At 64.3% G+C, this 22556-nt stretch carries 24 protein-coding genes; 15 read left to right on the top strand and 9 right to left on the bottom strand.

Annotated features, from left to right (window positions below; genetic code table 11):
• The first annotated feature begins 2 nt into the window (after positions 1 to 2).
• The 4 genes from RBB16_RS06160 (at position 3) to RBB16_RS06145 (ending at position 2780) form a co-directional block, all read left to right on the top strand.
• Complete coding sequence (locus tag RBB16_RS06160; protein ID WP_306045321.1) at positions 3 to 665, top strand: hypothetical protein; 663 nt, start codon at positions 3 to 5, stop codon at positions 663 to 665.
• 79 nt (positions 666 to 744) lie between these two features.
• Entirely contained in the window at positions 745 to 1044 is a 300-nt protein-coding gene (locus RBB16_RS06155; protein WP_306045320.1) for a (2Fe-2S)-binding protein, read from the top strand.
• Positions 1037 to 2437: an NAD(P)/FAD-dependent oxidoreductase gene (locus tag RBB16_RS06150; protein ID WP_306045319.1), complete on the top strand. Its 1401-nt coding sequence runs from the start codon at positions 1037 to 1039 to the stop codon at positions 2435 to 2437. The genes RBB16_RS06155 and RBB16_RS06150 overlap by 8 nt, the downstream gene beginning before the upstream one ends.
• Before the next feature lies 1 nt (position 2438).
• The gene (locus RBB16_RS06145; RefSeq protein WP_071690755.1) at positions 2439 to 2780 is read left to right on the top strand and encodes a RidA family protein; all 342 of its coding nucleotides are present in this window, start codon (positions 2439 to 2441) and stop codon (positions 2778 to 2780) included.
• 2 nt (positions 2781 to 2782) lie between these two features.
• Here the strand turns inward: RBB16_RS06145 and RBB16_RS06140 are convergent, their stop codons facing one another.
• The 5 genes from RBB16_RS06140 to RBB16_RS06120 all read right to left on the bottom strand — a co-directional run bounded on the left by RBB16_RS06140 (position 2783) and on the right by RBB16_RS06120 (position 8778).
• Complete coding sequence (locus tag RBB16_RS06140; protein WP_306045318.1) at positions 2783 to 4786, bottom strand: hydantoinase/oxoprolinase family protein; 2004 nt, start codon at positions 4784 to 4786, stop codon at positions 2783 to 2785.
• 360 nt (positions 4787 to 5146) lie between these two features.
• Positions 5147 to 6025: a DMT family transporter gene (locus RBB16_RS06135; RefSeq protein WP_306045317.1), complete on the bottom strand. Its 879-nt coding sequence runs from the start codon at positions 6023 to 6025 to the stop codon at positions 5147 to 5149.
• Positions 6026 to 6088: 63 nt separating this feature from the next.
• Positions 6089 to 6748: an SOS response-associated peptidase gene (locus RBB16_RS06130; protein WP_306045316.1), complete on the bottom strand. Its 660-nt coding sequence runs from the start codon at positions 6746 to 6748 to the stop codon at positions 6089 to 6091.
• A gap of 99 nt (positions 6749 to 6847) precedes the next feature.
• Positions 6848 to 7012 carry a hypothetical protein gene (locus tag RBB16_RS06125; protein WP_164744763.1) on the bottom strand — a complete coding sequence of 55 codons (165 nt, stop codon included), beginning with the start codon at positions 7010 to 7012 and terminating at the stop codon, positions 6848 to 6850.
• 161 nt (positions 7013 to 7173) lie between these two features.
• Positions 7174 to 8778: a bifunctional UDP-sugar hydrolase/5'-nucleotidase gene (locus tag RBB16_RS06120; RefSeq protein ID WP_306045315.1), complete on the bottom strand. Its 1605-nt coding sequence runs from the start codon at positions 8776 to 8778 to the stop codon at positions 7174 to 7176.
• 123 nt (positions 8779 to 8901) lie between these two features.
• Between RBB16_RS06120 and RBB16_RS06115 the strand changes: the two genes are divergently transcribed.
• Both RBB16_RS06115 and RBB16_RS06110 read left to right on the top strand, forming a co-directional pair.
• Positions 8902 to 9240: a DUF952 domain-containing protein gene (locus RBB16_RS06115; protein WP_306045373.1), complete on the top strand. Its 339-nt coding sequence runs from the start codon at positions 8902 to 8904 to the stop codon at positions 9238 to 9240.
• 1 nt (position 9241) lies between these two features.
• Complete coding sequence (locus RBB16_RS06110; RefSeq protein ID WP_306045314.1) at positions 9242 to 10294, top strand: quinone-dependent dihydroorotate dehydrogenase; 1053 nt, start codon at positions 9242 to 9244, stop codon at positions 10292 to 10294.
• Positions 10295 to 10374: 80 nt separating this feature from the next.
• Here RBB16_RS06110 and RBB16_RS06105 read toward each other — a convergent pair whose 3' ends face one another.
• The 3 genes from RBB16_RS06105 to RBB16_RS06095 form a co-directional block, all read right to left on the bottom strand.
• On the bottom strand, positions 10375 to 11631 hold the full coding sequence (locus RBB16_RS06105; RefSeq protein WP_306045372.1) for an MATE family efflux transporter: 1257 nt from the start codon (positions 11629 to 11631) through the stop codon (positions 10375 to 10377).
• A 61-nt stretch (positions 11632 to 11692) separates the two neighbouring features.
• On the bottom strand, positions 11693 to 12220 hold the full coding sequence (locus tag RBB16_RS06100) for a PaaI family thioesterase (protein WP_071690762.1): 528 nt from the start codon (positions 12218 to 12220) through the stop codon (positions 11693 to 11695).
• Complete coding sequence (locus tag RBB16_RS06095) at positions 12217 to 12663, bottom strand: PaaI family thioesterase (protein WP_306045313.1); 447 nt, start codon at positions 12661 to 12663, stop codon at positions 12217 to 12219. Before RBB16_RS06095 ends, RBB16_RS06100 begins: the two co-directional genes overlap by 4 nt.
• Positions 12664 to 12786: 123 nt before the next feature.
• Between RBB16_RS06095 and RBB16_RS06090 the strand changes: the two genes are divergently transcribed.
• A complete protein-coding gene (locus RBB16_RS06090; RefSeq protein WP_071690764.1) occupies positions 12787 to 13146 on the top strand; it encodes a MerR family DNA-binding transcriptional regulator in 360 nt (119 codons plus the stop codon).
• A 52-nt stretch (positions 13147 to 13198) separates the two neighbouring features.
• On the opposite strand, the gene RBB16_RS06085 is transcribed toward RBB16_RS06090, so the two are convergent.
• On the bottom strand, positions 13199 to 14584 hold the full coding sequence (locus RBB16_RS06085) for a glycosyltransferase family 61 protein (protein ID WP_306045312.1): 1386 nt from the start codon (positions 14582 to 14584) through the stop codon (positions 13199 to 13201).
• Between the two features lie 170 nt (positions 14585 to 14754).
• Between RBB16_RS06085 and RBB16_RS06080 the strand changes: the two genes are divergently transcribed.
• The 8 genes from RBB16_RS06080 to RBB16_RS06045 all read left to right on the top strand — a co-directional run bounded on the left by RBB16_RS06080 (position 14755) and on the right by RBB16_RS06045 (position 22530).
• On the top strand, positions 14755 to 15153 hold the full coding sequence (locus tag RBB16_RS06080) for a MerR family DNA-binding transcriptional regulator (RefSeq protein WP_071690766.1): 399 nt from the start codon (positions 14755 to 14757) through the stop codon (positions 15151 to 15153).
• 31 nt (positions 15154 to 15184) lie between these two features.
• Complete coding sequence (locus RBB16_RS06075; protein ID WP_306045310.1) at positions 15185 to 16957, top strand: acyl-CoA dehydrogenase C-terminal domain-containing protein; 1773 nt, start codon at positions 15185 to 15187, stop codon at positions 16955 to 16957.
• A gap of 11 nt (positions 16958 to 16968) precedes the next feature.
• A complete protein-coding gene (locus RBB16_RS06070; RefSeq protein WP_306045309.1) occupies positions 16969 to 17181 on the top strand; it encodes a hypothetical protein in 213 nt (70 codons plus the stop codon).
• A gap of 311 nt (positions 17182 to 17492) precedes the next feature.
• On the top strand, positions 17493 to 18137 hold the full coding sequence (locus RBB16_RS06065) for a glutathione S-transferase family protein (RefSeq protein WP_306045308.1): 645 nt from the start codon (positions 17493 to 17495) through the stop codon (positions 18135 to 18137).
• The gene (locus RBB16_RS06060; RefSeq protein WP_306045307.1) at positions 18134 to 18625 is read left to right on the top strand and encodes a hypothetical protein; all 492 of its coding nucleotides are present in this window, start codon (positions 18134 to 18136) and stop codon (positions 18623 to 18625) included. The genes RBB16_RS06065 and RBB16_RS06060 overlap by 4 nt, the downstream gene beginning before the upstream one ends.
• A gap of 16 nt (positions 18626 to 18641) precedes the next feature.
• Complete coding sequence (locus RBB16_RS06055) at positions 18642 to 19853, top strand: acetyl-CoA C-acetyltransferase (protein ID WP_306045306.1); 1212 nt, start codon at positions 18642 to 18644, stop codon at positions 19851 to 19853.
• Positions 19853 to 20326 carry a cupin domain-containing protein gene (locus RBB16_RS06050; RefSeq protein WP_306045305.1) on the top strand — a complete coding sequence of 158 codons (474 nt, stop codon included), beginning with the start codon at positions 19853 to 19855 and terminating at the stop codon, positions 20324 to 20326. The genes RBB16_RS06055 and RBB16_RS06050 overlap by 1 nt, the downstream gene beginning before the upstream one ends.
• On the top strand, positions 20323 to 22530 hold the full coding sequence (locus tag RBB16_RS06045; RefSeq protein ID WP_306045304.1) for a 3-hydroxyacyl-CoA dehydrogenase NAD-binding domain-containing protein: 2208 nt from the start codon (positions 20323 to 20325) through the stop codon (positions 22528 to 22530). The genes RBB16_RS06050 and RBB16_RS06045 overlap by 4 nt, the downstream gene beginning before the upstream one ends.
• Positions 22531 to 22556 lie beyond the last annotated feature (26 nt).

The raw sequence follows: 22556 nt of genomic DNA, 5'->3' as shown, positions 1-22556 counted from the left end.
ATATGACCACTTTGACGGCCCTCTGGGGGGCCGTCATTCTGTCTGGCCTCTATCACGGGGTGAACCCCGGCATGGGCTGGCCCCTTGCCGTGTCCGCCGCGCTGATGGAGGGCAAGCGCAGCGCCATGGGCAAGGCCCTTGTGGCGCTGGCCGCCGGGCATTTCCTGTCGATGACGGCAATCCTGCTGCCCTTTTCCCTGATGACGGCCCTTGTCAGCTGGGAAACGCAAATCCGTATCGGCGCGGGCGTGCTGGTGGTGGCCATGGGCATCTACCTGCTGATCAACCGCAAACACCCGCGCTTTCTGGCCCGTGTCCATCCCGCGCGGCTGGCGCTCTGGTCCTTTCTGGCCGCGCTCGCCCATGGGGCGGGGCTGATGCTGGTGCCGATCTATCTGGGTATCTGCGGCATCGACACAGGCCCGACCGAGGGGCACGAGGCCGCGCAGGCCCTGATGGGCCAGAACGTGCTGACCGCCTTCGTTGTGGCCCTTGTCCACACCTTCGCAATGACGCTGGCGGGCGGGATCATCGCCGTGATCATCTACCTGTGGCTTGGCCTGAAATTCCTGTCCCGCACCTGGTTCAACCTCGACATTGTCTGGGCGCTCAGCCTCGTTCTGGTGGGCGCGGTCGGGATCTATACGGCCTATTACGGACATTAGGCGAAGGTGATCGGTAGACCTTGCGTATCGCCTTGCGCTACGAGTTGTCCTGCGGCCCCCTGCCCGTCTGGAAACCGTCATGCCCGCCGACGCCCCCTTCATCGCCCTGAACCGTAAGGAACGGCTCGTCCCCGTGCAACTCGACGGAACGGAGCTGATGCTGCCCGAGGGCGAAAACCTGGCCGCATCGCTGCTGGCCGCCGGGGTCCGGAGCTTTCGCGAGACGCCGGTCTCCGGTGCCCCCCGCGCACCGTTCTGCATGATGGGGGCCTGTTTCGACTGCCTTGTAGAGATCGACGGTATCCAGCGTCAGGCCTGCATGCTGAGTGTCGCAGAAGGGATGGTGATAGCCCGCCTCAAAGGGACCACCCATGGCTGAGTTCGATCTTGCGATCATCGGGGCAGGTCCGGCGGGAATGGCGGCGGCTGTGACTGCCGACAAGGCGGGCTTGCGCGTGGCTTTGCTGGACGAACAGCCCCGGCCCGGCGGCCAGATTTACCGCAATGTCAGCCAGGCAAGCGCGGACCGAGTTCGGGTTCTGGGGGCGGACTACGCCCTTGGTAGGGGCCTGACGACGGCTCTGGCCGAGAGCGGCGTGCAACATATCCACGGGGCCGTTGTCTGGGCCATCGAAGACGGGTTCCGGCTGTCCTACACCGCCAATGGCACCGCAGCGCAGGTGAGTGCGCGAAGGGTGCTCATCGCCACCGGCGCGCTGGAACGTCCCCTGCCAATACCCGGCTGGACCCTGCCCGGCGTCATGACCGCAGGCGCGGCTCAGATCTTGCTGAAAGGCTCCGGCATCGTGCCGCGACAGGCGGTTCTGGCAGGCAGCGGGCCGCTGATCTACCTCGTGGCCGCGCAGATGGTCAGGGCCGGTGTGCCGCCACTGGCGCTGGTGGAAACGCAATCGACCAGGGACATGATTGGCGCGCTTCGGCACATGCCCGGCGCCCTGCGGGGGTGGCGCGGTCTGGCGAAGGGGCTGGGCCTGATACGCGAATTGCGCCGCGCCGGGGTGAAGCGGTTCACCGGGGCGGACAGGCTGAAGGTGGAGGGCATGGATAGGGCCGAGGCCCTCTGCTTCCGTGCAGGGGGCGAGGATCACCGCATTGCCTGTGAGACTGTGCTGCTGCATCACGGGGTTGTCCCGAATACGCAGGTGGCAAGGTCCATTGGGGTCAGCCACCGCTGGTCCAGCGCACAACAGACGTTCACGCCGGTTCTGGACGCATGGGGCGGCACTGACCGGCCCGGCCTGTTCATCGCGGGTGACGGGGCCGGGATCAGCGGGGCGATGGTGGCCGAAATCGCGGGGCGTCTGGCCGCCCTGAAACTGGCGGAAGAGGCCGGGCACCTGGGCATATCGGAACGTGACCGACGCGCCGCGCCTCTGCTGCGCGCCCGCGCGCGGGAACTGGCCATTCGCCCCTTCCTCGATGCGGCCTATCCGCCTTATCCGGGGGCGCTGCGCCCGGATGACGACACACTCATCTGCCGCTGCGAAGAGGTCACGGCGGGCGAGATTCGCCAGACCGCCACGCTCGGCTGCCTTGGCCCCAATCAGGCCAAAAGCTTCACCCGTGCGGGCATGGGGCCGTGCCAGGGGCGCTATTGCGGGCTGACGGTGACAGCCATCCTGTCCCAAACGACCGGGCAAAGCCCCGACGAAACGGGCTATTACCGAATCCGTCCCCCCCTGAAACCGGTGACGCTTGCGGAACTGGCGGCAATGGCCGAGACAGGGGCAACGAACCCGGAAGGAGAATGACATGATCGAGCGGATCGAGACCGGCCAGCGCATGAGCAAGATCGTCAAGCATAACGGCGTGGCCTATCTGTGTGGTCAGGTCGGCGCAGGCGACAGCGTGACCGAACAGACCGAGGATTGCCTTGCCCGCGTGGACGCGCTGCTGGAACAGGCCGGATCGTCGCGCGACCGTATCCTTCAGGCCATCGTGTGGCTGTCGGACATGGCCGATTTCGCCGAGATGAACGCCGTCTGGGATGCCTGGGTGCCCGAGGGCCACGCGCCCGCCCGCGCCTGCGGCGAAGCAAAGCTCGCCCGCGACGTGCTGAAGGTCGAGGTGATCGTCACCGCCGCCTGCGACTGATCTCAGCCATGGGCGATGCGGGGGCGGCCAGTGGCCGTGACGGTCACTTCCGCCTCCACGAACATCGACCGGCCTTCGATCTCGACCTCGCGGATGTCGCGGGTGTTGGTCAGGGTCAGGTCTTCTGCCCCGGCGCGTTTCGCCCGGTCGCTGGCTTGGTGCGATAACGCGGCCTGCAGCGCATCAAGTGCCGCATCGCGATCCGCAAAAAGCGTCGGCCCCTCGGCCAGGTGAACGGTATACCGGCCCTCGCCTGCACTGGTGACCACACCCGACACAACCTGCCGGACCTGCCCCACCACCGCGCCGATGGCATTGGCGACACCGGCATGTTCCGGCAGGATCATCCTGCAATCCAGCCGCTCGCCAACCGCACGGTAATAGTTGGGGGCAGACGCCCCGAGCCCGATCACCGGCACCCCGATCCGCGTGGTCAGTTGCACGATCCCCCGATGTGGGGTCAGGCCCGAGCGGGTCAGAACGTGGCGGGCCAAGGTGGCGGGGGCATGGTCGGCGAACGCGCGATCCTCGGCAAAGGCAGCTTCCAGCAGGCAATCGACGGTCTGTTCGGTCAGTTGACCCACGATCATCCGGGCCAGTGTTTCGGCCCCGTCCGCCAGCCGATTGCCGCTGCCCCCGCGCTTGCGCGCCATCAGCTGCAATCCCAGTCGGGCAGCCTGCGCATTCCAATCCGAGAGGGTGCCAAGAACGTGGCTCGCATCGGACGGCGTGACGCCAGACAGCATCACCAGCCCGCGGGCCACCAGCCGGTCCAGCGCCGCGCCTTCCAGCCGGGATTTCAACAGGCCCTGCACCGGCATCGGGCCGGTAATCCGCTCCAGCAGCGCCGCGTCGCGCGGCGGCAGGCCCGCCGGATCGCCCGCCATCGGCACCACGAAGCGGCCCGCATAGTCCAGCGCCACCTCGGCATTGAGCGCCTTTTCCAGCGCCTCGATCACCATCTCGGGATGGTCATGGGCCAGCAGCGACAGCGGCATCAGCCGCCGGGGGCCAAGGCGCACGCCCCCTAGCAACCCTTCGGACAGCACATGCACCTCGCTGTCACCGCCAAGCCCGGTGGTGCGCATCGCCACCGCCTCGACCATGGTGCGGAAACCACCGACCAGCGCGCCCTCGGGGTCGATTTCTGGCAATCCATCCCGCAGCAGCGCGACGTCCGTTGTGGTGCCGCCGATGTCAGAGACCAGCGCATCGCGCTCCCCGGTCAGCCAGCGCGCGCCGACAAGGCTGGCGGCGGGGCCGGAGAGGATGGTTTCAATGGGCCGTTCCTTGACCATGGCGGCAGAAATCAGCGCCCCGTCCCCCCGCACCACCATCAGCGGCACGGAAATCCCCAGCTTGGCCAGATGCCGTTCACAAGCCGCCACCAGCCGCGCGATGGAGCCGACGAGCCGTGCGTTCAGCAGCGCCGTCAGCGCCCGTTTGGGGCCATTGAGCTTGGCCGACAGCTGATAGGAACAGGTCACGGGCCGCCCGGTTTCCTGGGCGATCAGGTCGCGCGCGCGTTTTTCATGGGCCGGGTTGCGGGTGGCGAAGCGGGACACGACGGCGAAGGCTTCGACCTCTGATTTCAGCCTGGTCACCTCTGCCAGCAGCGTGGCCTCATCCAGCGGCGCAGCCTCGCGCCCGTCATGGCCGTGCCCGCCCGTGATGGACACCAGAGGGTCCCGGCCAAGCGCCTCGGTCAGCCCGCCCCGGTCGAGATCCTTTTCCGTGAACCCGATCGAGACCAGCGCCACGCGCCCGCCCTGCCCTTCGACCAGCGCATTGGTGGCCAGCGTCGTCGACAGCGACACCAGCGCAATCTGATCGGCGCCGATCCCGGCCCCCGCCAGTGCCGCATCCACCGCGCCGCCGATGCCGATGGCCAGATCGTGCCGCGTGGTCAGGGATTTGGCCGCACCGATCACGCTCTGCGCCGCCTCGTCGATGATCGCGGCATCCGTATAGGTGCCGCCCGTGTCCACGCCGAGCAGATAGGCCATGGCCCTCTTCCTTCCGTCCTGTTCGCCCTACGGCAGATAGGACAGGACTGGCCCGCCGTCACGGGTCTTCTGCGACCTCGGGGCGGGAAAGCTGTCGGAAATGGGCAGCGATTTCAGCCTTCGGTCGGGCCACGGGAACAAGACAGGCGCAGGCAACACAGCACCGGCGAGGCAGGAGTTCCACCTCGTGGAATCGGCCACGGATTGGCAGCAAGCCGAAAGTGGAAACAATCGCCCCATTTCGGCCATTATTGATTGCTATTGTTTACGAGACGGAAAAGAATCAACAATGATCGAGCAGCCGTCCAAATATTTCCTCCCTGGACTGACACTGGGCCGCCCTTCGTGGGCGGCCTGTTTCTATTGGGGTTTGCGGCGCAGGATCATGTCCTTTGCCGCAACCGTGGCCCCCAGAGTGATCAACAGGCAGGCAATGGCGATGACCCAGGTAAAGGGGCTTGCCCCAAGCGCGACCAGCAGCAGCGTGGACAGCAGCGGCGCCGAGTAGCTCGCCGCGCCAAGCACCTGGATATCTCCGTGCTTCACCCCGATATCCCAGACGAAGAAGGCCAGTCCGACGGGACCGATCCCGAGGCCCGCGACCGCCAGCCACTGGCCCATGCCCTGCGGCCAGATCGTCTCCTCCAGCATCAGATGCGCTATGGTCGCCAGCAGCGCGGTCACAAGGCAGAACCCCGTCACCACATCGGTCGGCACTTCGCGAAAGCGGCGCGACAACACCGAATAGGAGGACCAGAAGAACGCCGCCAGAAAGGCGATGCCATAGCCGAAGGCGTAGTCCGGGTTCAGCGCGATCCCCTGCCCCCGCGTCACGATCAGCACCGCGCCTGCAAATCCCATCAGTGCCCCGATGATGTGATGTAGCCCCAGCCGTTCACCGGGTCCGAGGGCGGATAAGAGCACGATCAGGAGGGGCCAGAGATAGGCAATCAGGCTCGCGTCCACCGTGGGCGCGTTCCGCAGCGCGGTGAAATAGAGGAAATGGTAGCCAAAGAGCCCGACAATCCCAAGCGCCCAGACCTTGGCGGGCTGGCGCAGGGCGGCAATGCCCTGAGGGCGCACGACCCATGTCAGCGCCCCGGCCAGCCCGCCGATGCCAAAGCTCATCGCGGTCAGCTGAAACGGCGGCACCTGCCCGCTGGCAGCTGTGAAATAGGCCAGAAGCGCCCAGAGAAGAATGGCGATGAAACCGACGCCGGTGGCGGTGGTGCGGGTCATGTCGGGGGCCTTTCGAAAGCTGCCCCTCGCCCTAGCAACAGGCGCATGATCCGGCAAGATGGCTCAGATCGGTTCGATCAGGTCAGGTCCCTCAGAGCGGTTGGAATTGACCTTCGGATCGACGCGGAAGCTTTCGAACCGATCCGGCGGGGCCGGTTTCATCAAAAGCGCCGCGCCTTTGCCGTCTTCGCCGAGCCACTTGCCCCAATCCTCGCGCGCAAGGCTGACAGGCTCGCGGTGGTGGATATGGCTGAGCCCCTCGCCCGCCGGGCAGGTGACAATGGCGAAGGTGGTGAACGCGTCCTCCCCCTGCGCCCAGTCCTGCCAGATCCCGGCCAGCACCAGTGGGTCGCCATCGGCGGGCCGGATATACCACGGCAGTCGCTTGCCATCGGCATCCTTGGTCCATTCATAGAACCCCGTCGCCAGCACGAGGCAGCGACGCTGGCGGCAGGCATCCCTGAAGGCGGGCTTTTCGGCGATGGTCTCGGCGCGGGCGTTGATCAAGAGCGGCCCGTCCGTCGGCGTCTTGTACCAGCGCGGAAGGAACCCCCAGCGCATGGGGCGATAGAGCCGCGATCCTTCGGCAGAGGTCACCACCCCAACCGCCTGCGTCGGACAGACGTTGAACCGGGGCCCGTCCGGCAGGTCATTGGCCGGCGCGGCAGACACGAACCGCGCCATCGCGTCGACCTTGTGGGTAATGGTCATGCGTCCGCACATGGGCAGACGTTAGGCGCGCATGGCCGCCCCCGCAAGCAGGCCGAACGCAAAAAGGCCGAGCGGATGCCCGGCCCTCATCTGGTCTCGCATCCTGACGGATCAGGCGCCGTAAACGGCCTTATGCGCGATCTTGCGGATGTCGCCGGAATAGATGTCGAGGTCGAGCCGGGTTTGCAGCGGCAAAGTGCTCAGCTCGCGCAGGGTGCGGCGGTAGGCGGCGTATTTGCGGACATCTTCGGCAAGTTTGGTATGAGCGAAGGACATCGGTAACTCCCTTCAGGTTTCGCGTTTCGATACGCCAAATATGTTAGCGCCAACAGAAACGACAATTGCCAAGCCGCGAAGCCCGAGTTGCGTGAATTGCATGGCAATGAAAAGGGCCGGGCAGTCGCCTGCCCGGCCCCAATCCTTCAATGTCGATCAGCTTATTCAGCCTCGATGATCCGGCCCTCAAGCGTCGGCATGTAGGGGCTGTTCTCGGCCAGGTAATCGGCAACCACCTGCTCCAGTCCCGGACCGAAGTCATAGGCATTCATGCCGTCGGACGAGAAGATGCGGTAACCATCCCCGCCGGACCGCATATAGTTGTTGGTCACGACGCCATAGATCGCCTCCGGGTCGATCGGCACAAAGCCATCGGCGGTTTCGATCTCGACCGACACGATGCGGCTGCCGGGTTCGCCCGCCGGGTTCCACGTATAGCGCATGCCCGCCACCTGCGGGAAGCGGCCCGCGCCGTCCTCGACCTGGCTCACGCCGTTTTCCAGCGCCGCGATGATGCCGGCACCGGACAGCTGGAAGGTCGCCACGGTGTTCTGGAAGGGCAGAACGGTAAAGACCTCGCCCATGGTGATCTCACCGGCGTCAATCGACGCCCGCAGGCCGCCGCCGTTCTGAATGGCAACATCCATGCCCTGATCGCGGGTGCGTTCCAGCATGGCCGTAGCAACCAGAACACCCATCTGGCATTCCCGCGCCCGGCAATTGTCGCGCGAGCCGTCGATGACGTCGGTGCTTTCCGAGACGACCTCGGCCATGGCTTCCTCGATCGGGGCCGCCAGTTCCGCCACACGCGCCGCAATGGCGGCGTCGGGCTCGACCGAGGCATCGAGCAGCATGGTGTTGCCGTCGGCGAAGATCAGGTTGCCATCATCGTCGAAGGTCACCTCGAGGTGGCCCAGATACTTGGAATAGGCATAGGCCTGCACGATCGGCACCATCGCGCCATCGGGGCCATCGACCCAGGTCGGATAAGGCCCGTGCCGGTCGGGATCATCGGCCGAGAGGTAAGTATGCGAGTGGCCGCCCACGATCAGGTCGAGCCCGGTCACGGCTTCGGCAATCCGCATGTCCTGCGGCAGGCCCACATGGGTCAGCGCGATGATCATGCCAACGCCCATCTCGGTCAGCTCATCCACATCGGACTGGATCGCATCAATCTCATCCTGGAAGATCACGTTGGGACCGGGGCTGGAGGTTTCCGCCGTATCGGTCGCCAGCGCCGAGATCACGCCCACCTGGTGGCCATTGACGTCCAGGACCACATAGCTTTCCACCTGCCCGTTCAGTTCCTCGGACTGGCTGAGGTCGAGATTGCCCGAGATCACCGGGAAGCTGACCGTATCGAGGAAACGGCGGAAGTTGCCGGGGCCGTCGTCGAACTCGTGGTTGCCCACGGCCATGACGTCAAAGCCGATGGCCTCCATCATCTCGGCTTCCACGTCGCCCTTGAAGGTCGTGTACATCAGCGAGCCCTGGAACTGGTCGCCCGCATCCATGACGATGACGTTTTCACCCGCGGCGGTCAGCTCGTCGCGCAGGGTATTGATGGCGGTAGCGACCCGCGCCACGCCACCAAAGCATTCGCCCGCGGCGTCATCCTCGGCCGAGCAGGTGCTGTCGAAGCGGTTGATCGGCTGGATGCGGCTGTGAAGGTCGTTGATATGCAGAATATGAAGGGTCACGTCGGCAGAGGCTGTGGTGCCAAGGGCAACCAGCATGGCCGTCGAACACAGGATTCGAGCAAACATCGGAAAAGACTCCCTGTTATGTGTTATCCCCACAGCTTGGCTGGGGCCATCGCGCAAGTAAAGGGGGTCGGTGACCATGATGTGACACTTGACGCCGGGTCGCTCTCGGGCCAAGTGCGGCCCATGCTGATTTACAAGATCCTCCGGGCCCCGGAATGGGCCGAGTTGCAGGCCAAAGGCGAAAGCGCCGGGGCACCTGTGGATATCGCCGACGGGTTCGTGCATTTTTCCACCGCAGAGCAGGCCGCCGAAACTGCCGCCAAGCATTTTGCGGGCGCGGACGGGCTGTTGCTGCTGGCGCTGGAGACTGATGCGCTTGGAGACGCCCTGAAATGGGAGGTGTCGCGCGGGGGGGCGCTGTTCCCGCATCTCTACGCGCCATTGCGGCTGGCGGATGTTCTCTGGTCCAAGCCCCTGCCGCTGGTCGACGGGCACCACGTTTTCCCCGATCTGGAGGGCTGAGATGCTGGAACGGATGGGCATGGCGCTGATGCGCCGGATGGACCCGGAAACCGCCCATGGGCTGGCGCTGAAGGCGCTGAACATGGGCCTTGCGCCCCTGCCGGGTGTCGTGACCTCTGACCAGCTGCGCACGACCGTTGCGGGCCTGACCCTGCCCAACCCGGTGGGTCTTGCGGCGGGATTCGACAAGAACGCAACCGCTCTGACCCCGCTGTCGCGCTCAGGCTTCGGCTTTATCGAAGTGGGCGCCGCCACCCCCCGCCCCCAGCCCGGAAATCCGAAACCACGCCTCTTCCGCCTGACCGAGGATCGCGCCGCGATCAACCGCTTCGGTTTCAACAATGACGGGATGGAGGCGATTGCCGCCCGGCTGGCGACCCGGCCCAAGGGCGCGGTGGTGGGGCTGAACCTTGGGGCCAACAAGGACAGCGACGACCGATCCGCCGATTTCGCCCGCGTGCTGACCCGCTGCGGGGCGCATGTGGATTTCGCCACCGTCAATGTCTCGTCGCCCAATACCGAGAATCTGCGCGACCTGCAGGGCAAGGCGGCGCTGGAGGCGCTGCTCGCGGGCGTGATGGAGGCGCGCGCGGCCCTGGCGAATCCGATCCCGGTTTTCCTGAAGATCGCCCCCGATCTGGACCCCTCCGAAATTGAGGACATCGCGGAGGTGGCACTCGGCTCTGGCCTCTCGGGCATCATCGCCACCAACACGACGAAGTCCCGCGACGGGCTGAAAAGCGCACATAGGGGCGAGATGGGCGGCCTTTCCGGCGCGCCTTTGTTCGAGATGAGCACACGGGTGCTGGCGCGGCTCTCGCAGCTGACCGAGGGCAAGCTGCCGCTTATTGGTGTGGGTGGCGTGGGATCGGCGGAACAGGCCTATGCCAAGATCCGCGCGGGCGCGTCGGCTGTTCAGCTCTATACGGCGCTGGTCTATGGCGGGCTGTCCCTTGCGGCTGATATCGTCCGGGGTCTGGACCATCTGCTGGAACGAGACGGTTACGCCAGTGTTGCCGACGCCGTGGGAACCGGGCGCAGCGACTGGATTTGAACACTGCGATTGCGGCCGGGCGGTGGAAAAATCTTCGAAGATTTTTCAAAAAAAGGATTTTCGAAAATCCTTCCCCGCGCCTAGCCCACAGCACGCTCCAGGGCCGGATAGCGTAACCCCAGCGTCACGCCACGGGCAATGAAGGAAATGTGGAGCGCCAGCCACAACCCGTGATTGCCCATCGGCTCCAGCAACAGCCACAACGCCGCGTAATAGATCAGCGCCGAGACGATCATCATGTTGCGCATATCGGCGGACCGCGTGGCGCCGATGAAGATCCCGTCGAACATGATCAACCCCAGGAAACTGATCGGTCCGGCAATCATCCACGGCAGGTAATGCAACGCCTCGGCCTGCACCTCCGCATCCTTGGCCATCACCCCGATCAGCCATGGACCCAGCACCGCAAATCCCATGGCCAGCAAAACCGCCGTTCCCGTGGCCCAGGCCGAACTGCGCACAGCCGCCTTGCGCAGCAGCCCCCGCCGCCCGGCACCGAAGGCCTGCCCCACCAGCGCCTCGGCGGCGAAGGCATAGCCATCCAGCGCATAGCCCGTGATGTGCAGGAACTGCAGCAGCACCTGGTTGGCGGCCAGCGTCACATCCCCGAACCGCCCCCCGAGCAGCAGGAACGAGACGAACATCGTCTGCAAGAGCAGCGAGCGGATCATGATATCGGTATTCACCACCGCCATGCGCTTCAATCGAACGCGGTCAAAGACCCGGCCCCAGTCCTTCCAGCCCGGCCCGGCGAACGCCCCCCGGCACAGCCACAGTCCCACAGCCAGCCCCGACCATTCCGCAATGAAGGTGGCGAAGGCGACGCCGTTCACCCCCCATCCCAATTGCAGGACAAAGACGAGGTCCAGGACCACATTCACGCCGTTGATCCAGAGCTGCAGCATCAGAACGCCCCGCGTCCGCTCTTGTGCGATCAGCCAGCCGGTGATCCCGTACATGGCAATCGCCGCAGGGGCCGACCAGATGCGGATCGCCATGTAGCCGCGCGCCAGCCCCTCGACCTCTTCGCTGGCGGGTGTGACCCAGAAGGCCCCGGCAAAGATCAGCCATTGCAGGGCGATCAGAACCACCCCCCCGGCCAGGGCGATCAACAGCGCCCGGGTCAGCAGCGCCACGATCTCGGCCCCGTTGCCCTCGCCTGCCGCCTGCGCGGTCAGCCCGGTGGTGCCCATGCGCAGAAAGCCGAAGATCCAGTAGATGGCGGACAGCACGATGGCGCCCACCCCCACGGCGGCAATCGGCGCGGCCTCGGGGATCTGCCCGACCACGCCGGTATCGACCGCACCCAGTATGGGCACCGTCACATTGGCCAGCATGATCGGCAGCGCGATCTTCAGAACCCGTTTGTGGGAAATGGCGTCAGCCGCGCCCGCGCTCTCAGCCAACACGCGCCCCGTTGCCATTGCGCGATGGCATCAGGAAATGCCCCGTGGCCTGCGCGAAAAGCTTGTCGCGATTGTCCTGCCACGCCTCCACATGGACACTGGCATAGCGGCGGCCCGACCGGTTCACCCGCGCCCGCGCATAGGCATCGCGCGGCAGCCCGGCGCGCAGGTAATCGACGGTGAAGTCGATGGTCTTGGGCAGGCGCGGCATGGTTTCGGGCGACAGATCCTCGGCGGCGGTGCGACCGGTTTCGATATCATCCCACAGGGTCTGCCAGCTTAGCCCGATGATCGCTGTCATCTCCAGGAAAGACGCAATCGCCCCCCCATGCAGCGCCGGCAGGAACGGGTTGCCGATAAGCTTCTCGTCATAATGCATGATCGCGGTCAGCTCATCGCCGCGCCGGTCGAACTCGATGCCCATGAAGCGGGCATAGGGCACGCCCTTCACCAGAAGCTCCAGCGCGCGGTCGCGGCGTTCCTTGACGACCTGAACGGGTTCGGGGCGGGGGCGGTTCATGCCTTGGCCTCCTTCGGGCGTTCCACGGTAAAGGCCCCTGCCGCGGTGGCCACGGGCCGATCCTCATCCTCGTCAAAGGCACTGGCGCGCACGAAGCCAACCGAGCGGGTGACATTATAGCATTCCGCCCGTGCGATGATTCGCTGACCGGGGGTTGCCGGGCGCATGTAGTCGATGCGCAGATCAATCGTCGCGGTACCTGCGGGCGCGTCGGGGTGGCTCATCACCGCCGCGCCGCCGCATGTGTCCATCAAGGCCGAGACGGCCCCGCCGTGAATGACACCGCTTTGCGGATCGCCCACCAGATCCTCCGACCAAGGCATAGAGATCACGGCAAACCCGTCGCCGATATCGTCAAGGTTCATGCCCAGAGCCTTGGAAAACGGAATCGCCTCGATGAACTGCTTGGCGATGCGGGCTTTTTCGCCGGCTTTCAGCGTCATGGGCGGTCCCTTCCCTCTTCTTTCGGGTATTCGAACTATGAAACAGGGAACACGGTTTTGCATTCCCCGCAACCCTGATGCACAATCCCGTTACGGCAAGAGTCAGGACAGATCGGGGCGACCATGGCTGAGGAAAGGCTGACATTCAAAGAGATGTGCGCACGGTTCGACGTGACCCCGCGCACCTTGCGGCACTACGAGTATATCGAGCTGCTGTTTCCCGAGAAGGAAGGCCGCCAGCGCTTCTATGGCCCGCGCGAGGTGGCCCGCATGACGCTGATCCTGCGGGGCCGTCGCTTCGGCTTCAAGCTGGAAGACCTGCGTCAGTGGCTGGAGCTTTACAACGCCGACCCGGAACAGCGCCTGCAACGCAAGGTCTGGATGGAAATGGCTGGCAAACAGCTGGATGAATTGCGCAGCCGCCGGGACGAACTGGACGAGATCATCGTCGAACTGGAACGCATGCGCGATGTTTTCAAGTAGCGACGGTCATACAAAGTGAATGGCCTGAAGGGCTGACCTCGCTTCGGTCGATCTAGTCCCCGCGGATCGCCGCGAGCACCTCGGGGATGTCGACGCGCCAGGCATCGCCTGACAGCGGTTCTCCGAATACAGGCGCATAGTTCAGGCCGCGTCGGGCGGCGATCATTGCAAAGGCCGCTGTTCCCTTTTGCGGATGGAACATCTCGATACAGCGCGATCCGGGCTTTGCCGCGAAGAGCGAGGTCAGAGCACCCCCATGAGGCGCAACGATGACATCGGCTTCCATGATGGCCCCAAGCTGGCCGACGCCATCCAGCGCCTCCATCCGGATCGTGGTGAATCCTTCGGCCTCCAATGCGGCCTGCAGCTCGGCTTCATTGCTTAACGGCCTCCGGCGCATTCCCATGCGCGAAAGGTAGATCTTCCCGCCATGACCCGAAGCAGCTCCGACCGCACTCTCTGCAGCGGCTGCCATTTCCGCCATCAGATCCGCATCACAATAGTGGAACGGGTGACTGTGGCTATGCGCGCCCAGTGAATCGCTGCTCATCACCAGAGTGCCCACGCTGTAGACATGACCCGGGCGTGCCGTCTGAAAACCGGGATCAAGGGCGTGCTGCATCACTTGGTTCAGCGGGGCCGAGGTTTCGGGCAGGTAGATGTCTTCTGACGCCACGCCATAGGTGTCACGCAGGATCAGCCCTCTGCTCAGTTGATCAGCGACGAAATGGGCCGGATTTCCAGGATTATGGCGGTCGCCACAATAGGCCATCAACCGGATTGGCGTCACCCTTCCCGCAGCGATCTGCTGCGCCATTGCCGGGCCGGGCAGAGCCGTGGATTGGGCATCAACACGGTCGCCTCGCATGATACAGAAGCGATCTCCGCGATTGGCAAACAGAACATCCTGGAAAACATGCACCCTTGCCGTTTTCACCTGCTGCGGCCCAGCCAGATGCAGGCGTGCGATCTTGGGGGCCTGCGCAAATGGCTCGGCAATTGACGTCGGAAGCGGATCAATGGCCCGATCCAGTGGCTTGGCGTGGGCGCACAGGTCTGCCTCTTGCAGATCCTTCAGATGTGACCAGCGGGGCCGATTGGCCAGATGGGGAAGAACGAGAGACGGTTGATTGAACGGCATGGGCGGCATGCCCGCATCGCTCCGCAGCCAATTGATCGGCGCCAGATGCAAATGCGTCCCAAGCTTGTACGAGATACCCAGGCGCTTTACCGCGCGGGAGAAAACCCGTTTGGCGATCTGTATCAAAATCGTGAAGACCTTAAGAGCAATCTGATGCCGCACGCTACTGCGCCCGATAATCGAAAGCAAGTCGCGCGACGGGCCATCGTCGAACTGCGTTTCCACCGCGTCCTGCGCCCACGCATCCCCTGTTTGAAGCCGATAGAATCGGCGGGTTCCGGGATAGGTTGGCGTCACCGGGTATTCTGTGGCGAAGGCAGGAGTCGCGCAAAAATCCGCTGACGCGCCGTCAATTTCAAAAGTGACGCGACGTCTCTTTTACGTTAACGTAAACTTCTCTTGTAAGCTGTCCCCGAGAATCGCAAATCGGGACCCACGCAACGATGTTTATGACCACAGGTGACCTCATGGATCCCGAAACCATGTCGATCCGCGAGATGTGCGATGCGTTCGATGTGACGCCGCGCACCTTGCGCTTTTACGAGTCCAAGGAACTGCTCTTCCCGATCCGGGAAGGCCAGAAACGGCTGTTCACCCGGCGCGACCGGGCGCGGCTGAAGCTGATCCTGCGCGGCAAGCGCTTTGGCTTCTCGCTGGAGGAAATCCGGCAGCTTCTGGAACTCTACTATGTCGGCGACCAACAGGAAACGCAGCTCAAGCGCACGCTGGAAGTGGCGCGCGAACGGCTCGACGACCTGGAACGCCGCCGCGCCGAACTGGACGATGCCATCGACGAGATGAAATCTCAGATGGGCATGGTCGATGACATGCTGGCCAGCCTGTCCGGCGGCCAGAAATCAGCCTGACACCCTTTTTCTGCTTCTTCGGGAGGACCAGATGCCGAGCTACACCGCCCCCACCAAGGACATGCAATTCATCCTGCACGACGTGCTGAAGGTGACCGAGCAATCCATCCCCGGCTATGACGAGCTGGACCGCGATTTCACCGCCGCCATCCTAGAAGAATGCGGCAAGCTGAATGCCGAGGTTCTGGCCCCGTTGAACGTGGTTGGCGACAAAGAGGGCTGCGTGCTGGAAAACGGCGTCGTGCGCACCCCCACCGGGTTCAAGGCGGCCTTCGATCAGGTCCGCGAAGGCGGCTGGCCGGGGCTCGACATGCCCGAAGAGTTCGGCGGCCAGAACATGCCCTTCGTCATGGGCGCGGCCACGCTGGAAATGTTCGCAGGTTCCAACCAGGCTTTTGCCATGTATCAGGGCCTGACCCATGGCGCGGCCTCTGCGATCCTGGCCCATGGCTCGGACGATCAGAAGGCAACCTATCTGCCCAAGATGATTGCCTGCGACTGGACCGGCACCATGAACCTGACCGAGCCCCATTGCGGCACCGATCTGGGTCTCATGCGCACCAAGGCCGAACCGCAAGACGATGGCAGCTACTCTATCACCGGGCAGAAGATCTTCATCTCGGCCGGTGAACATGACATGGCCGACAACATCATCCACCTGGTTCTGGCCAAGATCCCCGGCGGCCCCGATGGCATCAAGGGCGTGTCGCTCTTCATCGTTCCCAAGTTCCTTGTAAACGAGGATGGCAGCCTCGGCACGCGCAATGGGGTTGCCTGCGGCAAGATCGAAGAAAAGATGGGCATCCACGGCAACTCCACCTGCGTCATGAATTATGACGGGGCGAAGGGCTGGCTGCTTGGCGATCTGCACAAGGGCATGCGCGCCATGTTCACCATGATGAACGAGGCCCGCATCGGTGTCGGCATGCAAGGCCTCGCCCAGGCCGAAGTGGCCTATCAGAACGCGCTGGCCTATGCCAAGGACCGGCTTCAGGGCCGCGCCGTGACCGGTGTTGAAAACCCCGACGGCCCCGCCGATCCGCTGATCGTGCACCCCGATATCCGCCGCAGCCTGATGGACCAGAAAAGCTTCACCGAGGGCGCGCGCGCCTTCATCCTGTGGGGTGCCACCCTGATCGACCAGGCGCATCGCGACAGCGACGCCGATGCCGACGGGCTGATTTCGCTGATGACCCCGGTCATCAAGGGATTCCTGACCGACAAGGGCTATGACATGACCGTTCAGGCCCAGCAGGTCTATGGCGGCCATGGCTATATCGAGGAATGGGGCATGTCGCAGTTCACCCGCGACGCCCGCATCGCGATGATCTACGAAGGGGCGAACGGCGTGCAGGCGCTGGACCTCGTGGGCCGCAAGCTGGCAGCCGATGGCGGCAAGCACGTGATGGCCTTCTTCGAGATGGTCAAGGGCTTCTGCAAGGACAATGGCGACGAAGCGATGGAGCCCTATGTGGCCCCGCTCAAGCAGGCGTCGAAGGACCTTCAGGCCGCGGGTATGTTCTTCATGCAGAACGGGATGAAAAACCCCAACGCCGCCCTCGCCGGATCGACCGACTTCATGCATATGATGGGCCATGTCTGCCTCGCGCTGATGTGGGCGCGGATGGCGAAAGCCTCGCTTGAGGCCCTTGCAAACGGCACCGAGGACCCTGATTTTCATGAGACGAAGCTCGTGACCGCGCGCTATTACATGACCCGCCAACTGCCCGCCACGGGCATGCATCTGGCGCGGATCCAGTCCGGTGCCGACACCGTCATGGGCCTGACCGCGGACCAGTTCTGAAGGGAAACCCGATGCCCAAACGCCTGCGCCTCACCCGCCGCCCCAATATCGCGATGTCCGAAGACGGGTATCGCAAGCTGAGGGCGCTTGCGGGCGAGGCCGGGCTCGACGAGGGGGAGTTTCTGTCCTTTCTCTTCGAGAACTGGAAAAGCGTGGTGGATGAGGACAATTTCACCCACCGCATCCGGCTGTTCAACTCGGAGCTGGAGGTCCGCAAGAAATGACCTCGGGCGGCAGCGCCCGGGGAAAGCGAGGAGTTTTGAGTATTTGAACCAAGAAGAAGGGAAGAAACACTCTGCCATTCCGCGTAGCCCCGCATCGGAGGCCAAACCGGCCCGGCACGCGGAGGATCGGATACGCAGAGTGCCTTCTCCTTGGGCGGTCATCGGCTCTCCAGCCTGTACCGCGAGTCAGAAGCTAGGCGGTTAACCTTAATATCTCGTTACGAGCCTTCTTCTTGGTTGAAATACTCCACGGGGGGTGCGGGGGGTGTGAAATCCCCCGCAGGCGCGACACTGGCCAGGGAGGATGGCGCATGACGATCAAGCTCTACTGTTTCGGCGAGAGCGGCAATGCCTACAAGGCGGCGCTGGCGCTTGAGCTGTCCGGCCTCGATTGGGAACCGGTCTATGTCGATTTCTTCGGCGGCGAGACCCGCACGCCCGACTACCGCGCCAATATCAACGAGATGGGCGAGGCACCCGTTCTGGTCGATGGCGACGTCAGGCTCACCCAGTCCGGTGCCATCCAGCAATACGTGACCGACAAGAGCGGCAGGCACGGCGGTGCGCCCGAAGACCGCTACGAAGTGCTGCGTTGGGTCCTGTGGGACAACCACAAGCTGTCTTCCCAGGCCGGCATGACCCGTTTCCTGATGAACTTCCTGCCCGAGAAGCACCGCGACCCCAACGTGATCGCCTTCATGCAGGGCCGCCTGAAAGCCGCCTATGCCACGCTCAACGCCCATCTGGAAGGCCGCGACTGGATCGTGGGCGACAGCCTGACCAATGCCGATCTCTCCTGCTGCGGCTATCTCTATTACCCTGAGCCCTTCGGCTTTGACCGGGCCGACTGGCCCCATATCGACGCCTGGCTCACCCGCCTGTCCGAACGCCCGGGCTGGCAACACCCCTACGACCTGATGCCGCGCGCCCTGGCGGACAATGAGGCGTCCAAATGACCGAGGCGTTCGCCATCATGGCCGCCATCGCCCTGTGCGGCGGGCTGGTGGGGGGCGCGAGCCTTGCTTGCGTGCTCAAACCCTATCGCGGGCGGACGGACCCGCTGCCCCGCAGCGCCTTTGCCCTCCTCTTCGGCGCAACCTGTCTGGCCGCGCTGCCTGCGATAGCGGTGTTTCTCGGCCTGATCGACTACGAAGCCCCGGCAACCCTGCTGCTCTTCTTCGGCACGGGGGGGATCACGGCGCTGCCGCTTCTCATCCCGGCGGAGCGGTTGCCGCGTGACGCACCGCTGATCTTCGCGGGCTTAGCGCTCGCTACCCTGTCGGCTCTGGCCACGGTCTTCTGGGCCTCCCAGGGCTTCCGGGAGGCGCGCGAAAGCCTTCACAGGGCCTGCTTCACCGCAACCGAAACCCGCAGCGCTGCCCGCGCTTGCAGAGAACATGTCGACACTCATTGGTCGCTACCATCCGACCTGCCACAGACCTGAGACGTAAGGATTCCCCATGACCGACGCCTATATCTATGACGCCATCCGCACCCCGCGCGGCAAGGGCCGCAAGGACGGTTCCTTGCACGAAGTCAGCGCCGCGCGGCTGTCCGCGATTGCGCTGAACGCCTTGAAAGACCGCAACAATCTCGAAGGCCATGCCGTCGAGGACGTGATCTGGGGCAATGTCACGCAAGTGGCCGAACAGGGCGCCTGCCTCGCGCGCACCGCGGTTCTGGCCTCTGACCTTGACGAATCGATCCCCGGCCTCTCCATCAACCGCTTCTGCGCGAGCGGGCTGGAGGCCGTGAACCTCGCCGCCAACCAGGTGAAGGGCGGCGCGGGCCATGCCTATATCGCCGGTGGCGTCGAAAGCATGAGCCGCACCCCCATGGGCATGGACGGCGGCGCAATTGCCGTCGATCCCGCCATTGCGATGGACAATTACTTCGTCCCGCAAGGCATTTCCGCCGATATCATCGCCACCGAATACGGCTTCACCCGCGATCAGGCGGATGCGCTGGCGGTGGAATCCCAGAAACGCGCGAAAGCGGCGTGGGATGACAATCGCTTCGCCAAATCCATCGTGCCGGTCTTTGACCAGAACGGGCTGCCGATCCTCGATCATGACGAATACATGCGCCCCGGCACCGACATGCAGTCGCTCGGTGGCCTCAAGCCCTCCTTCAAGGACATGGGAGAGGTCATGCCCGGTTTCGACGCTGTGGCGTTGATGAAATACCCGCATCTGGAGCGGATCAACCACATCCACCATGCGGGCAATTCCTCGGGCATCGTCGATGGCGCTGCCGCCGTTCTGATCGGTAACAAGGAATACGGCGAGGCCATGGGGCTGAAGCCCCGCGCCCGCATCCGGGCCACCGCCAAGATCGGCACCGATCCCACCATCATGCTGACCGGCCCGGTTCCGGTGACCCAGAAGATCCTGGCCGAATCCGGCATGACCATCGGCGATCTGGACCTCTTCGAAGTGAATGAGGCCTTCGCCTCGGTCGTGATGCGCTTCCAGCAGGCGTTCGACGCGGATTGGGACAAGATCAACGTCAATGGCGGCTCCATCGCCATGGGCCACCCGCTTGGGGCCACCGGCGCGATGATCCTCGGCACGCTTCTGGACGAATTGGAACGCTCCGACAAGGAAACCGGGCTTGCGACGCTCTGCATCGGCTCCGGCATGGGCGCTGCCACCATCATCGAGCGCGTCTGATGCCCAAGATCGACCTTACCAAACTGGAAGCCCGCACCGGCTCCATCTACCCCGCTCCTTATGATGCGGAGATGCAGGGGCGCAGTTCGCTGCGCGTGGGCGATGCGGGCGGGCTGACGCAGTTCGGGGCGAATATCGTCATCCTCGCCCCCGGTGCGAAATCCTCGCTGCGCCACTGGCACGAACAGCAGGATGAATTCGTGATGGTCACGCAGGGCACCTGCACGCTGGTCGACGACCACGGCGAGACCCAGATGACCGCAGGCGACTGCGCCACCTTCAAGGCGGGCGATCCCAACGGCCACTGCTTCATCAACAACACCGGCGACGAGGCCCGCTTCCTCGTCATCGGCACCCGCACGGAAACCGAGACCGGCTGGTACAGCGATATCGACCTGAAAATCAGCGTTGACGCGACCGGTTTCACCTTCACCCGCAAAGACGGCACCCCGCTGAAGGGAGACGACAAATGACCGATTTCACCATGAAAACAGACGCCGACGGCGTCGCCACCATCACCTGGGACACCCAGGGCAAGAGCATGAACGTGATGACGCTGGAGGGCTGGGACGAGCTGGACCAGTTGATCGACCAGGCGCTGGCCGATGACGCCATCAAGGGCGTGATCCTGACCAGCGGCAAGCCCGGCAGCTTCGCGGGCGGCATGGACCTCAAGGTCATCGCCAAGATGAAGGAAATGGCGGGCGACAACCCGGCCCAGGGGCTCTTTGACGGGATCATGAATGCCCACCGCATCATGCGCAAGATCGAGCGCGCGGGCATGGACCCCAAGACGCTGAAGGGCGGTAAACCCATCGCCTGCGCCCTGCCCGGCACCGCGCTTGGCATTGGTCTGGAGATCCCGCTGTCGTGCCATCGCATCTTCGCCGCCGACAACCCCAAGGCCAAGATCGGCCTGCCGGAGATCATGGTCGGCATCTTCCCCGGCGCGGGCGGCACCACCCGGCTGACGCGCAAGATGGGCGCGATGGCGGCCAGCCCCTTCCTGCTGGAAGGCAAGCTTTCCGACCCGAAGAAAGCCAAATCCGCGGGCATCGTGGATGAGGTCGTTCCGGCAGACGAGCTGCTCTCTGCCGCAAAGGAGTGGGTTCTGAACGCCAAGGACGCAGATATCGTCAAACCGTGGGACCAGAAGGGCTACAAGATGCCCGGCGGCGCGCCCTATTCGCCCTCGGGCTTCATGACTTTCGTGGGCGCATCGGCCATGGTGAACGGCAAGACCAAGGGCGTCTACCCGGCGGCCAAGGCGCTGCTCTCGGCTGTCTACGAAGGCGCGCTGGTGCCCTTCGACACGGCGCTGCAGGTGGAGGCGCGCTGGTTCACCAATGTGCTGATGAACCCCTCGTCCTCTGCCATGATCAACAGCCTCTTCGTCAACAAGGAGGCGCTTGAAAAAGGCGCGAACCGTCCCGATGTGGCCGATGAAACCGTCAAGAAGGTCGGCGTTCTGGGCGCGGGCATGATGGGCGCGGGCATCGCCTATGTCTCGGCCAAGGCGGGCATCGAGGTGGTGCTGATCGACAGCACGCAGGAAGCCGCCGACCGGGGCAAATCCTACTCCACCGGCATCCTCGACAAGGGCATTTCCCGCCGCAAGGTGACGGAGGACCAGAAGGCGGAGCTTTTGGCGCGCATCACCGCGACCACCGATTATGCCGCGCTCGAAGGCTGCGACCTGATCGTTGAGGCCGTGTTCGAAGACCCCTCCGTCAAGGCCGACGTCACCGCCAAGGCGGAAGCGGTCATTCCCGAAGGCGCGATCTTCGCCACCAACACCTCGACCCTGCCGATCAGCGACCTGGCGAAGGCCAGCACCCGCCCCGAGCAGTTCATCGGCATCCACTTCTTCAGCCCCGTCGACAAGATGCTGCTGGTGGAGATCATCAAGGGCAAGGAAACCGGCAGCCGCGCCGTGGCCAAGGCGCTCGACTATGTGCGCCAGATCCGCAAGACGCCGATCGTCGTCAATGACGCCCGCTTCTTCTACGCCAACCGCTGCATCATTCCTTACATCAACGAAGGCATTCGCATGGTGAAGGAGGGCGTGGCCCCGGCGCTGATCGAGAATGCGGCGAAACTGGTGGGCATGCCGCTCGGCCCGCTGCAGCTGGTCGATGAAACCTCCATCGACCTCGGCGTGAAAATCGCCAAGGCCACCAAGGCTGCCATGGGCGACGCCTATCCCGATGCCGCCGTCGATGACGTGCTCTTCTGGATGGCCGACGAGGGCCGCCTTGGCCGCAAGTCCAAATCCGGTTTCTACGCCTATGACGACAACGGCAAGCGTCAGGGCCTGTGGGAGGGTCTGGCCGCGAAGTACCCGGAGGCGGACGCGCAGCCCGAGCTGATCGAGGTCCAGCACCGCCTGCTCTTCGCGCAGGTTCTGGAAGCGGTCCGCGCGCTGGAGGAAGGCGTGCTGGAAGACATCCGCGAAGGCGACGTGGGCGCGATCCTGGGCTGGGGCTTCGCCCCTTGGTCCGGCGGTCCGTTCAGCTGGCTCGACATGCTCGGCACACCCTATGCGGCGGAACGCTGTGACCAGCTGACCGAGACCTATGGCGCGCGCTTCGCCACCCCCGATCTTCTGCGCGAGATGGCAGGCAAGGGCCACAGCTTCTACGGCCGCTTCGGCCCGAAGGCGCAAACAGCCGCGTAAACCGGCAGACCAACAGGGCGAGGCGA

The organism is Nioella sp. MMSF_3534, assembly GCF_030732985.1.
In the GTDB taxonomy this organism is placed as follows: Bacteria; Pseudomonadota; Alphaproteobacteria; order Rhodobacterales; family Rhodobacteraceae; genus Nioella.
Note: the sequence above shows the minus strand (reverse complement) of the source record. Positions and strands in the feature narration are given on the sequence as shown.